This is a genomic window from Streptomyces parvulus (genome assembly GCF_014648855.1).
Classification (GTDB): Bacteria; Actinomycetota; Actinomycetes; order Streptomycetales; family Streptomycetaceae; genus Streptomyces; species Streptomyces parvulus.
Window position 1 is genome coordinate 205133 of the sequence record NZ_BMRX01000002.1, and the last position, 12032, is coordinate 217164.

Annotated in this window: 11 protein-coding genes and 1 riboswitch; of the genes, 6 read left to right on the forward strand and 5 right to left on the reverse strand. The window is 70.3% G+C overall.

What is annotated here, in order from left to right:
• The first annotated feature begins 28 nt into the window (after nt 1–28).
• The 5 genes from IE108_RS03880 to IE108_RS03900 all read left to right on the forward strand — a co-directional run bounded on the left by IE108_RS03880 (nt 29) and on the right by IE108_RS03900 (nt 6222).
• Nucleotides 29–304, forward strand: coding sequence for a DUF3311 domain-containing protein (locus tag IE108_RS03880; protein ID WP_064729761.1), 276 nt, complete (start codon nt 29–31; stop codon nt 302–304).
• A complete protein-coding gene (gene mctP, locus IE108_RS03885) occupies nt 301–1911 on the forward strand; it encodes a monocarboxylate uptake permease MctP (protein WP_064729760.1) in 1611 nt (536 codons plus the stop codon). Before IE108_RS03880 ends, mctP begins: the two co-directional genes overlap by 4 nt.
• Nucleotides 1912–1983: 72 nt before the next feature.
• On the forward strand, nt 1984–2490 hold the full coding sequence (locus IE108_RS03890) for a GNAT family N-acetyltransferase (protein ID WP_064729759.1): 507 nt from the start codon (nt 1984–1986) through the stop codon (nt 2488–2490).
• Nucleotides 2491–2554: 64 nt separating this feature from the next.
• Nucleotides 2555–2698: riboswitch (cobalamin riboswitch) on the forward strand.
• 123 nt (nt 2699–2821) lie between these two features.
• Nucleotides 2822–5209 (forward strand): ribonucleoside-diphosphate reductase subunit alpha, encoded by a 2388-nt coding sequence (locus tag IE108_RS03895; RefSeq protein ID WP_064729758.1) that lies wholly within the window; start codon nt 2822–2824, stop codon nt 5207–5209.
• Complete coding sequence (locus IE108_RS03900; protein ID WP_064729757.1) at nt 5209–6222, forward strand: ribonucleotide-diphosphate reductase subunit beta; 1014 nt, start codon at nt 5209–5211, stop codon at nt 6220–6222. The genes IE108_RS03895 and IE108_RS03900 overlap by 1 nt, the downstream gene beginning before the upstream one ends.
• On the opposite strand, the gene IE108_RS03905 is transcribed toward IE108_RS03900, so the two are convergent.
• Complete coding sequence (locus IE108_RS03905) at nt 6135–6392, reverse strand: hypothetical protein (RefSeq protein WP_064729756.1); 258 nt, start codon at nt 6390–6392, stop codon at nt 6135–6137. The genes IE108_RS03900 and IE108_RS03905 overlap by 88 nt on opposite strands.
• 92 nt (nt 6393–6484) lie before the next feature.
• Between IE108_RS03905 and IE108_RS03910 the strand changes: the two genes are divergently transcribed.
• Entirely contained in the window at nt 6485–7453 is a 969-nt protein-coding gene (locus tag IE108_RS03910) for a GlxA family transcriptional regulator (RefSeq protein WP_064729755.1), read from the forward strand.
• A gap of 3 nt (nt 7454–7456) precedes the next feature.
• On the opposite strand, the gene IE108_RS03915 is transcribed toward IE108_RS03910, so the two are convergent.
• From IE108_RS03915 to IE108_RS03930, 4 genes are all read right to left on the reverse strand, one after another.
• Nucleotides 7457–8833, reverse strand: coding sequence for a bifunctional albaflavenone monooxygenase/terpene synthase (locus IE108_RS03915; RefSeq protein ID WP_064729754.1), 1377 nt, complete (start codon nt 8831–8833; stop codon nt 7457–7459).
• The gene (gene cyc1 / locus IE108_RS03920; protein ID WP_064731961.1) at nt 8830–9915 is read right to left on the reverse strand and encodes an epi-isozizaene synthase; all 1086 of its coding nucleotides are present in this window, start codon (nt 9913–9915) and stop codon (nt 8830–8832) included. Before cyc1 ends, IE108_RS03915 begins: the two co-directional genes overlap by 4 nt.
• A gap of 250 nt (nt 9916–10165) precedes the next feature.
• The gene (gene def / locus IE108_RS03925; protein ID WP_064729753.1) at nt 10166–10816 is read right to left on the reverse strand and encodes a peptide deformylase; all 651 of its coding nucleotides are present in this window, start codon (nt 10814–10816) and stop codon (nt 10166–10168) included.
• 153 nt (nt 10817–10969) lie between these two features.
• On the reverse strand, nt 10970–11950 hold the full coding sequence (locus tag IE108_RS03930) for a tetratricopeptide repeat protein (protein ID WP_064729752.1): 981 nt from the start codon (nt 11948–11950) through the stop codon (nt 10970–10972).
• Between the last annotated feature and the right edge of the window lie 82 nt (nt 11951–12032).

A 12032-nucleotide genomic window follows, 5' to 3' on the forward strand; every position in this document is an offset into this window, starting at 1 on the left:
GTGATCAGCGAGGGGACGGAGCCACCGCATGTCACAAGCCCCGGAAGTGAGCAGAGGCCCGGTGGTGACGCCGGTGCGCGTCGTCATCGGCCTCTGCCTAGTCGCACCGTTCGTCGCCATGCTGTGGGTGGGTTCGTTCGCGAAGACCGACCCGGCCTTCATCGGCATCCCGTTCTTCTACTGGTACCAGATGGCGTGGGTGCTCATCTCCACCGCGCTGACCGTGATCGCGTACCAGCTGTGGCGGCGCGACCAGCGCGGACGGGCCGCCCACGGAGCCGCGAAGGGCGGTGAGCCGCGATGAACGACGGCGTGAACGGCGTCGCGCTCGGCGTCTTCATCTTCTTCTTCGTCCTCGTCACCGCGATGGGCTTCCTGGCGGCCCGCTGGCGCCGGGCCGCCAACGAGCACAGCCTCGACGAGTGGGGCCTCGGCGGCCGCTCCTTCGGCACCTGGGTCACCTGGTTCCTGCTGGGCGGCGACCTGTACACGGCGTACACCTTCGTGGCCGTCCCGGCGGCGATCTACGCGGCGGGCGCGGCCGGCTTCTTCGCGGTGCCGTACACGATCCTGGTCTACCCGCTGATCTTCACCTTCCTGCCGCGCCTGTGGTCGGTCTCCCACAAGCACGGGTACGTGACGACCTCGGACTTCGTGCGCGGCCGCTTCGGCTCGAAGGGGCTCTCGCTGGCGGTGGCCGTCACCGGCATCCTCGCCACGATGCCGTACATCGCGCTCCAGCTGGTCGGCATCCAGGCCGTGCTGGACGTGATGGGCGTCGGCGGCGGCGAGGACACCAACTGGTTCATCAAGGACCTGCCCCTGCTGATCGCCTTCGGCGTGCTCGCGGCGTACACCTACTCGTCGGGGCTGCGCGCGCCCGCGCTGATCGCGTTCGTCAAGGACACGCTGATCTACATCGTCATCGCGGTGGCGATCATCTACATCCCGATCAAGCTGGGCGGCTTCGACGACATCTTCGCCGCGGCGAACGACAAGTTCACCGCCTCGGGCAACGGCGGCCTGGTGCCGGACCACGGCGGGCAGTGGACGTACGCCACACTGGCGCTCGGCTCGGCGCTGGCGCTCTTCATGTACCCGCACTCGATCACCGCGACGCTGTCCTCGCGCAGCCGTGAGGTGATCCGGCGCAACACCACGATCCTGCCGCTGTACTCGCTGATGCTGGGCCTGCTCGCCCTGCTGGGCTTCATGGCGATCGCGGCGGGCGTCAAGGTGGAGAACGGGCAGCTGGCGATCCCGCAGCTGTTCGAGAACATGTTCCCGGACTGGTTCGCGGGCGTGGCCTTCGCGGCCATCGGCATCGGCGCGCTGGTCCCGGCGGCGATCATGTCCATCGCCGCCGCGAACCTCTTCACCCGCAACATCTACAAGGACTTCATCAAGCCGGACGCCACCCCGGCCCAGGAGACCAAGGTCTCCAAGCTGGTGTCGCTGCTGGTGAAGGTGGGCGCGCTGATCTTCGTCCTCGGCATGGACAAGACGGTCGCGATCAACTTCCAGCTGCTCGGCGGCATCTGGATCCTCCAGACCTTCCCGGCCCTGGTGGGCGGCCTGTTCACCCGCTGGTTCCACCGCTGGGCGCTGCTCGGCGGCTGGGCGGTCGGCATGGTCTACGGCACGGTCGCCGCGTACGGCGTGGCCTCGCCGACGCAGAAGCACTTCGGCGGCTCCTCCGACGAGATCCCCGGCATCGGCGAGATCGGCTACATCGGTCTCACCGCCTTCGTGCTGAACGTCCTGGTCACCGTGGTCCTCACCTTCGTCCTGCGGGCGGTCAAGGCGCCCGACGGCGTCGACGAGACCAAGCCTGGCGACTACACGGCGGACGCGGGCGACCCGGGCGTCGAGGTCGAACTGCCCCCGGCCACGGCGGGCACCTCGCACTAGCCCCCTTCTCGTCAGCGGGCCGCCGGAGACATCCGGCGGCCCGCTGTCGTACCCGTCGGGCACACTCGGGGCATGGACTTCGTGATCCGGCGGGCGACGGCCGAGGAGTACGACACCCTCGGCGAGATCACCGCACACGCCTACCTGGGCGACGGCCTCCTCGACTTCGGGGACGACGACGCGTACCTGCACGAGCTGCGTGCCGTGGCCAAGCGGGCGGCGGCCGCCGAGGTGCTGGTCGCGGCGGCGGACGGCGGGGTGCTCGGCGGCGCGACCTTCGTGCCCTCCGGCGGGCCCATGGCGGACATCGCCCGGCCCGGCGAGGCCGAGATACGCATGCTCGCCGTCGCCCGCGAGGCGCGCGGACGCGGGGCCGGCGAGGCACTGGTGCGGGCCTGCGTCGAGCGCGCCCGGTCGGTGCCGGGCTGCGTGCGGGTCGTGCTGTCCACCCAGCGCACCATGCACGGTGCCCACCGCCTCTACGAGCGCCTGGGTTTCACCCGCACCCCGGACCGCGACTGGAACCCCCTGCCGGAGCTGGACGACATCACTCTGCTCACCTATGAACTGACGCTCTGACACCACGCCGACACGCTCACGGACACAACATCTGGGGGTGCTGGCGGAGCCCGGCACAAGATGTATGCTCGTGCTCGCTGTCGCCGCAGGGGAATCCGGTGCGAATCCGGAACTGTCCCGCAACGGTGTACATGCGTGCATCCGAACGCCCCCCGGCGTCCGCGCCCGCGTGTCCAGTCCGAGGACCTGCCGACAGCGCGCCCGGCCTCCCGGCCCGGGTGCCATGACGTCCGGGCCTCGTGGAGTGGGCCGGTGGACGCGACGCCGCGTGCGCTCGTGAGCTGCCCCCTGCCCTCCGCCAGGCCCCGTGCCGAGCGAGGGAGTGCCCCACGTGACCATCGCGCCAGCCGATCCGGCCACCGCGACCCCGGTGACGACTTCAGCGATGCCGGTGACCGAGGAGTCCGACGGACCCGGTGCCGCCCTGCTGCGGACGCTGACCGAGCTGACCGCCGACCTCCCCGGCGCCGACCCCGGCCGGGTCGCCGCCGCCGCGCTGCGCGGCCGGTCCGCCCACGCCGACGAGGCCGAGCTGCGCGAGCTGGCCACCGAGTCGGCGGCCGGTCTCATCTCCGAGGACCCGGTCTACTCCCGGCTGGCCGCCCGGCTGCTGACCATCTCCATCCGCGCGGAGGCCGCCTCCCAGGGCGTCACGTGCTTCAGCGAGTCCGTCGCCACCGGCCACCGCGAGGGCCTGATCGCCGACCGCACCGCCGAGTTCGCGCGGCTGCACGGGGAGCGGCTGGACGCGCTGGTGGACACGGGCGCCGACGACCGCTTCGGCTACTTCGGGCTGCGCACGCTGCACAGCCGCTACCTGCTGCGGCACCCGATCACCCGCAAGGTCGTCGAGACGCCCCAGCACTTCATGCTGCGGGTGGCCGCCGGACTCGCCGAGGACGACAGCGCCCGCTCCGTCGACGAGGTCGCCGCGCTCTACGGCCTGATGAGCCGCCTCGACTACCTGCCCTCCTCCCCCACCCTGTTCAACTCGGGCACCCGGCACGCCCAGATGTCGTCCTGCTACCTCCTCGACTCCCCCAAGGACGAGCTGGACTCCCTCTACGACCGCCTGCACCAGGTCGCCCGGCTCTCCAAGCACGCCGGCGGCATCGGCATCGCCTACTCCCGCGTCCGCTCCCGCGGCTCCCTGATCCGGGGCACCAACGGGCACTCCAACGGCATCGTCCCGTTCCTGAAGACGCTGGACGCCTCGGTGGCGGCCGTGAACCAGGGCGGCCGGCGCAAGGGCGCGGCGGCGGTCTACCTGGAGACCTGGCACGCGGACCTCGAGGAGTTCCTGGAGCTGCGGGACAACACCGGTGAGGACGCCCGCCGCACGCACAACCTGAACCTGGCGCACTGGATCCCGGACGAGTTCATGCGCCGCGTGGACGCCGACGGCCAGTGGTCGCTCTTCTCGCCGGCCGACGTGCCCGAGCTGACCGACCTGTACGGCGCGGAGTTCGACGCGGCCTACCGCAAGGCCGAGGCCGCCGGGCTGGCCCGCAGGACCCTGCCCGCCCGCGAGCTGTACGGCCGCATGATGCGCACCCTCGCGCAGACCGGCAACGGCTGGATGACCTTCAAGGACACCGCCAACCGCACCGCCAACCAGACGGCCGAGCCGGGCAACGTCATCCACTCCTCCAACCTCTGCACGGAGATCCTGGAGGTCACGGACGACGGGGAGACCGCGGTCTGCAACCTGGGCTCGGTCAACCTCGGCGCCTTCGTCGACGCGGCCCGGGGCGACATCGACTGGGAGCGGCTGGACGCCACCGTCCGCACCGCGGTCACCTTCCTGGACCGGGTCGTCGACATCAACTTCTACCCGACCGAGCAGGCGGGCCGCTCCAACGCCCGCTGGCGCCCGGTGGGCCTGGGCGCGATGGGGCTCCAGGACGTCTTCTTCCAGCTCCGCCTGCCCTTCGACTCGCCCGAGGCGAAGGCCCTGTCCACTCGCATCGCGGAGCGGATCATGCTCGCCGCGTACGAGACGTCCACCGACCTCGCCGAGCGCAACGGCCCCCTGCCCGCCTGGGAGAAGACCCGCACGGCCCGGGGCGTGCTGCACCCCGACCACTACGGCGTCGAGCCCGCTTGGCCGGAGCGCTGGGCCGCGCTGCGCGAGCGCATGGCCACCACCGGGCTGCGCAACTCCCTGCTGCTGGCCATCGCGCCGACCGCCACCATCGCCTCGATCGCCGGCGTCTACGAGTGCATCGAGCCGCAGGTCTCCAACCTGTTCAAGCGCGAGACCCTCTCCGGCGAGTTCCTCCAGGTCAACTCCTACCTGGTGAACGACCTCAAGCGGCTCGGCGTCTGGGACGCCCGCACCCGCGAGGCGCTGCGCGAGGCCAACGGGTCGGTGCAGGACTTCAGCTGGATCCCCGCGGACGTCCGGGCGCTGTACCGCACCGCGTGGGAGATCCCGCAGCGCGGCCTGATCGACATGGCCGCCGCCCGCACCCCGTACCTGGACCAGGCGCAGTCGCTGAACCTGTTCCTGGAGACGCCGACCATCGGGAAGCTCTCCTCGATGTACGCGTACGCCTGGAAGCAGGGCCTGAAGACCACGTACTACCTGCGCTCGCGCCCCGCGACGAGGATCGCCCGCGCCGCCGGCCGCGCCACCGTCCCCGCCCAGGCCGTCCCGGATCCCGAGGCGGTCGCCTGCTCCCTGGAAAACCCCGAGTCCTGCGAGGCCTGCCAGTAATGTCCGAGAACACGAAGAACCTGCTCGACCCGGGCTTCGAGCTGACCCTGCGCCCCATGCGCTACCCCGACTTCTACGAGCGCTACCGGGACGCCATCAAGAACACCTGGCACGTCGAGGAGGTGGACCTCCACTCCGACGTCGCCGACCTCGCGAAGCTCAGCCCCGAGGAGCAGCACCTGATCGGGCGCCTGGTGGCCTTCTTCGCCACCGGCGACTCCATCGTGGCGAACAACCTGGTGCTCACCCTCTACAAGCACATCAACTCCCCCGAGGCGCGGCTCTACCTGAGCCGGCAGCTCTTCGAGGAGGCCGTCCACGTCCAGTTCTACCTGACCCTGCTGGACACCTACCTGCCCGATCCGGAGGACCGCGCCGCGGCCTTCGCGGCCGTGGAGAACATCCCCTCCATCCGGGAGAAGGCCGGGTTCTGCTTCAAGTGGATGGACTCGGTCGAGTCGATGGACCGCCTGGAGAGCCGGGCCGACCGCCGCCGCTTCCTGCTGAACCTGATCTGCTTCGCCGCGTGCATCGAGGGCCTGTTCTTCTACGGCGCGTTCGCGTACGTCTACTGGTTCCGCAGCCGCGGTCTGCTGCACGGTCTGGCCACCGGCACCAACTGGGTGTTCCGGGACGAGACGATGCACATGTCCTTCGCGTTCGACGTGGTCGACACCGTGCGCAAGGAGGAGCCGGACCTCTTCGACGACCAGCTGGAGCGGCAGGTCACCGACATGCTGCGGGAGGCCGTCGAGGCCGAGCTGCAGTTCGCGCGCGACCTGTGCGGTGACGGCCTCCCGGGCATGAACACCGACTCGATGCGGGAGTACCTGGAGTGCGTCGCCGACCAGCGCCTCACGCGCCTCGGCTTCGCTCCGGTCTACGGCTCGGAGAACCCCTTCTCCTTCATGGAGCTCCAGGGGGTTCAGGAGCTGACCAACTTCTTCGAGCGGCGTCCCTCCGCGTACCAGGTGGCGGTGGAGGGCACCGTCGACCTGGACGAGGACTTCTGAGTCTCCTCTCCCTCCCGGACGTTCTCCCGGACGTTCTCCCGGGCCTCCCTGAGCTGACGGTCGATGCGCCGGTCGCGCACGATGCCGATCACCGAGGGGAGGACCATGAGGACCAGGAGTCCGAAGGTCAGTGACATTCCGATCAGGGCTTCCATCTGGTTTCCGGTCATGACACCACTGTCGCGCCCCTGACTCCTTACCGGGAGTGGCAGGACTGCCGTAGGGCCTCGATTTCCTGCCAGTTCCGGGGCACACTGGCGGCATGCTGGAAAACGTGGCGGCCGTCCTGCTCGACGGTGTGCATCCCTTCGAACTCGGCGTGGTCTGCGAGGTCTTCGGCATCGACCGGAGCGACGAGGGCCTGCCGGTGTACGACTTCGCGGTGGTCTCCGCCGAGGGGCCCTCGCTCGGCACGCACGTCGGCGGTCTGACCGTCTCGACGCCGTACGGCCTCGACCGGCTGGAGGAGGCCGACCTGATCACCGTGCCGGCCGGCAGCGACTTCGTACGCCGGGAGTACCCGCCCGCGCTGCTGGACGCCCTGCGGCGGGCCGTGGACCGGGGGGCGCGCGTACTGAGCGTGTGCTCCGGGGTGTTCGTGCTGGGCGCCGCCGGGCTGCTGGACGGCCGGCGGTGCGCGGTGCACTGGCACCACGCGGCCGAGCTGGGCCGCCAGTACCCGCGGGCCGCCGTCGCGCCCGACGTGCTCTACGTCGACGAGGACCCGGTGATCACCTCGGCGGGCACCGCGGCCGGCATCGACGCCTGCCTGCACATCGTGCGCAAGGAGCAGGGACCGGAGGTCGCCAACCGGATCGCCCGGCGCATGGTGGTGCCGCCGCACCGGGACGGCGGTCAGGCGCAGTACATCGAGCGCCCCCTGCCACGCTCCTCCTGCGACACCGTGGGCGAGGTGCTGGCCTGGATGGACCAGCACCTCGACGAGGAGGTCACGGTCGAGCAGCTCGCGGTGCGGGCCCACATGTCCCCGCGCACCTTCGCCCGCCGCTTCCAGCAGGAGACGGGCACCACCCCCTACCGCTGGATCCTGCGCCAGCGGGTGCTGCTGGCCCAGCGGCTGCTGGAGGCGACGGACGAGACGATGGACGCCATCGCCTGGCGCACCGGCTTCGGCACGGCGGCAGCCCTCAGACACCAGTTCGTCAGGGCCCTGAACACCACCCCGCACGCCTACCGGCGCACCTTCCGGGGCCCGGAGGCCGCCGCCTGAGCCTCACCGCGCCACGGGCCTGACCAGCAGGTCGTGCGGACGCAGCGTGATGCCGACCCGGACCGCGTCGTTCGAGCCCGCCACCTGCTCGAAGCGGTACTTCGCGGCGAGCGCGGCCGTGATCAGCGTCAGCTGCGCCATCGAGAAGTGGTCGCTGGGGCACTTGCGATTGCCCACACTGAACGGCTTCATGGCGTATTTCGGCACATTCCCCGCGCGTTCCGGGAGCCAGCGGTCCGGGTCGAACTCCAGGTTGTCGGCGTACGACTTCGCATCGCGCTGGATTGCGTACGGACTGTAGATGATGTCCGAACCGGCCGGAATGCGATAGCCACCGAGTTCGGTCTCGGCCACGGAGCGGCGGGTCAATACCCATACGGCCGGACGCAAACGCATGGCCTCGATGATGACATTGCCGGTGTGCCTGAGCCGCCGCACGTCCTCGAATGCCACCGGGCGGCCGCCGGTGACCTCTTCGACTTCGTCACGTATGCGGTCGGCATGTTCCGGGTGGTCGGCAAGTGCCTGCAGCAACCACATGATCGTGGAGGCGATGGTCTCACTTCCGGGGGTGAGTATCGCGACGACCTGGTCGTGGATCTCCTGTTCCCCGATCGGGTCCCCATTGTCGTCCTTCGCCTCCAGCAATGCCGTGAGCAAATCGTCCGGCTTTTGACCGGATGCCCGGCGCTCGGCGATGATCTCGTCCACCAGCAGGTGCAGATCGGCCAACGCGCTGTTGAATTTGCGGTTGGCCGGAAGGGGCAGGCGGTAGAGCGGCCCCAGCGGGACGACCATGCGCCGGTACATGCCCCGGAAGACGGTGGCGAGGGCGACGCACAGCCGCTCGGCGCGCTCGTCCATGTACTGCCCGCGCAGCAGGCAGCGGGCCGCGACGCGCACGGCCACCCGGAAGGACTCGGAGGTGGCGTCCACGGTCCGCCCCGGCCGCCAGCGCTCGGCGAGCGCGTGCGCCTCCTCCTCCATGATCGGCCCGTAGGCCGGGATCGCGTCGAGCTTGAACGCCGGCTGGATGGTGCGCCGCTGGCGCCGGTGGAGCGGGCCGTTGGCCGTCGCCACGCCCTCCTTGCCGAGCAGGCCCTCCAGCGATTCCCACAGCGGGCCGGCTATGTGGTAGTCGGGGCTCAGGGCGAGGGCGCCGGTGAGTTCGGGGGCGGTGACCGCGTAGACGGTCTTCGGGCCCAGCTTGATGCGCACGATGTCGCCGTGGTCGCGCAGCTGGGACATGTAGGCCAGCGGGTCGCGGGCAAGCCGCCAGCCGTGGCCGAGCAGCGGGACGCCGCCGCCCGCGAACGGCGGCTCGCGCAGCTCCCGCGCGGCCGGGTCGAGGGTCTCGGGGTTGACGGACTCGATGGTCATTTCTCACCTGCCGCTTCGTTGTTGACGTAGGGGGGTGTGGACCGGTCGTCCCAGCTGTCGACCATGTAGCGGCCGGACTCGTGGTGGAACCAGTACACGGAACTGAACCAGTTCCGCATATTGCCGACGCCGGCCCGCACGGCAGCGCTCAGTTCTTCTCCGCGCACGGTTCCGTCGGCGAGCCCGTCGGCGAAACGTAACGCGTCCTGCTCCACCGCGAGGAATTCGGTGATGGATTCCTCGACGCGGCGTCTGACTTCCACGATGGCTTCTTCGAGGGTGAGTCCCTGATGCGTGATGAGACTGATCCCGAGATTGTGGACCTCGTCGCCCGCGATTTCCTTGGGAAGGGAGCAGAGGTCGTTGTACCAGGCGGCGAATTCCTGACTCAGCAACGCGGCCCTGCGATATGCGGGGTGCTGTCGCACCGCGTCCGGGAATTCGCAGCCCGCGCTCGGCTCCAGCAGATCGGTCCAGATCCAGTGGGCGAAGGTGAGCCGCCGGAGTTCGAGATACTCCTCGACGCCCGGCACGATACCGCGGGTGCGGTTGTGGAATTCCCGGTCGTACGCCTCGATCACCGCGTGGAAGTGCCGGGCGAACCGGGCGTTCCAGGTTCCGGGCAGAAAGGCGTACAGGCGCCGCACGCTGTCGGCGAACCCGGCCACCAGGGTGTCCTCGTGGTGCAGGTGGTCCCCGGGTGAGTCGAGTGCCGTGTGCAGCAGGTCGCGCAGCCGCCGCCAGGCGCCGGTGCGGCCGTGGACGATGTCCCGGTCGTGCCGGTCGTCCCAGACGAAGAACCACGCGCTGTAGTCCGCTATCGCCTGGAGCACCGGCTCGGGGGCGCCCAGGTAGTAGCCCGCCATGAGGTCCGTGTAGCACAGGCCGTCGGCATATTCCGCGACCTTGTCCGCCGGCATGAGCCGTTTTTCGAGCAGCCAGGTACGGGTCCTCTCCTGGAGCTTCGGCCAATACGGGTGCAGTTGCCGGGGAAATGCCGCCTCGATCACCGGAAGACGGAGCGATGGCGGTACTGCGATCGCGGTCGGTGTCGCTGTGGTGCCGTGTGGGAAAGCATGCACGAACAAACCCCTCTCAGCCGCCGGTGGCGCACCCCTCTCGCTGAGCGGGGCGTGCGCCGTTGCGTATCCCCGCACTTCCCATTCAGCACCACAACTGACCGTTCTGGGAACGGATTTGCTCCATTCACTACCCCCTGATGCCTGAATTCTCCTGTTGTGTGGCAGGTTCGGGCAGACGAACGGCGCCCGCCCGGGGTGAGACCCGAACAGGCGCCGTGCGCAAGGGAGATGTGTGACCGGTGGGGCGGTGTCAGTCGTTCGCGACCACGGGGTAACGCGGCTCGTTCTCGGCCATCTGCCGCAGGGCGTCCTTGCGCTCCCGCTTGGAGAGCCGGTCGATGTACAGGTACCCGTACAGGTGGTCCGTCTCGTGCTGCAAACACCGTGCGAAGTAGCCGGTGCCGCGCACCTTGACCGGGTTGCCCTTCTCGTCCTGCCCGGTCACCTCGGCGTAGTCGGGGCGGGCCAGCGGCGCGTAGGCGGTCGGCACGGACAGGCAGCCCTCGTTGCTGTCGTCCAGGCGGCGCCGGTCGGCGGGCAGCTCGACGAGGACCGGGTTGCAGACCACGCCGACGTGACGGACGCCCTCGTCGTCGGGGCAGTCGTAGACGAAGACCTTCTGGGAGACGCCGATCTGGTTGGCGGCCAGGCCGACCCCCTCGGCGGTGCGCTGGCTGGCGAACATGTCCGCCACCAGCTGCTGGAACTCCTCGCCGAAGTCGGTGACGTCCGCGCACTCCGTGTGCAGCACCGGGTTGCCGACCACGGTGATCGGCCGGGAGGTGCCCCGCTCACGCCAGGCCGCCTCGCGCTCCTCGCAGTCCTCGGTGTCGACGACGAAGCCCTCGTCGTCCACGGGGAGCACGCCCGCGTGCTGCTGATCGGTGTCCTGCTGGGCCATGACCGACGTATGCCTTCCTGGATGAAACAGGGGGTTGATGCCTGATACAGGGTACGGGGGATGCGCCCCGTCAGGGGCGCGGGACTGTGTCGATACGCGGCTCCGCCGCGTGGGCGCGACCAGCCATGACGAACCCGCGGTCGGCCGGGAACCTCAGCAGACCTCTTCCAGATCCCGCCAGTCCCGGGAGTCGGGACTGTCCGCGACCCACCCGTCCAGCAACCCCTTCACCAGCGCGGCCGGCGCGGCCACCCCGCACTCCCGCTCCGGCACCCACAGCTGCCCGTCGGTGCGGTGGCCCAGCGGCCCCGGGTGGCCCGGTTCGCTGTGGTCGTGCGGGTCGAGGTGCTCGCCCTCGCCCTCGTCCGACGGCATCCGGGACTCCGAGCACATCCGGCACAGCAGCCGGACCGACGACGACCAGTCCTCGGCGGCGAACCCGGCGTCGGCCGCCAGCTGCTCCAGCGCGTCGCGGTCGGACTCGGTGGCCGCCTCCAGGAGCACCACCCAGGTGGGCACGGGAGAGGGCGCCCACAGCTCGATCTCGTCGAAGACCGGGAAGGAGTGCCCGGCGGCGGTGGTCCGCTCACCGTGCGGCACCCCGTCGTGCAGGACGACCTCGCCCCAGCGGCGCCCGGAGGACGGCAGCGGGATGGACAGCACCTCCACCCGGGCGGGGTCCAGGCGCCGCCCCCAGACGACCTCGGCCTCCCCCTCCGGGGACAGCCGTACGGCGGCGCTGCCCAGCTCCATCCCGAGCGGCTCTCCGGCGTCCGTCGCGTCCCCGGGGGTGCGCAGTCCGTACGCCTGCCAGGCCCGGCGGGCCAGCGGCCAGTCCTGGAGGGCGGTGGCCGCGATGCCGACGTTCCACCAGTCGGGGGCGCCGGCGTCGCGGTCGAGCAGGGCGACGGCGCGCAGCCCGGCCGCCCTGGCCTGCTCCCAGTCGTGCCGGAACTTGTGCAGCAGGGCGAGGTTGAACCACGACTCGGACAGCCAGGGTTCCAGGTCGGCGGCCCGCGTCAGCAGTGCCCCCGCGTCCTCGTAGCGACCGTCGCCGATCAGCGTGAACGCGCGGTCGGTGGCCTGCCGCCAGGAGGCGGAGGGCCGGTGCCGTGCCTTGCCGAAGATCCTCACGATTCCCGCCTGCCAGTTCCGTTCTGTGGGCTGGCTGTGCCTTTCGCGCCCCCGGACACCCTCTCCTGCGCATCAAACCACG

What these genes read in the sequence shown, in the direction of transcription:
- IE108_RS03880 (WP_064729761.1), top strand. Translation starts at nt 29, where the DNA reads ATGTCACAAGCCCCGGAAGTGAGCAGAGGCCCGGTGGTGACGCCGGTG.
- mctP (WP_064729760.1), top strand. Translation starts at nt 301, where the DNA reads ATGAACGACGGCGTGAACGGCGTCGCGCTCGGCGTCTTCATCTTCTTC.
- IE108_RS03890 (WP_064729759.1), top strand. Translation starts at nt 1,984, where the DNA reads ATGGACTTCGTGATCCGGCGGGCGACGGCCGAGGAGTACGACACCCTC.
- IE108_RS03900 (WP_064729757.1), top strand. Translation starts at nt 5,209, where the DNA reads ATGTCCGAGAACACGAAGAACCTGCTCGACCCGGGCTTCGAGCTGACC.
- IE108_RS03905 (WP_064729756.1), bottom strand. Translation starts at nt 6,392, where the DNA reads ATGACCGGAAACCAGATGGAAGCCCTGATCGGAATGTCACTGACCTTC.
- IE108_RS03910 (WP_064729755.1), top strand. Translation starts at nt 6,485, where the DNA reads ATGCTGGAAAACGTGGCGGCCGTCCTGCTCGACGGTGTGCATCCCTTC.
- IE108_RS03915 (WP_064729754.1), bottom strand. Translation starts at nt 8,833, where the DNA reads ATGACCATCGAGTCCGTCAACCCCGAGACCCTCGACCCGGCCGCGCGG.
- def (WP_064729753.1), bottom strand. Translation starts at nt 10,816, where the DNA reads ATGGCCCAGCAGGACACCGATCAGCAGCACGCGGGCGTGCTCCCCGTG.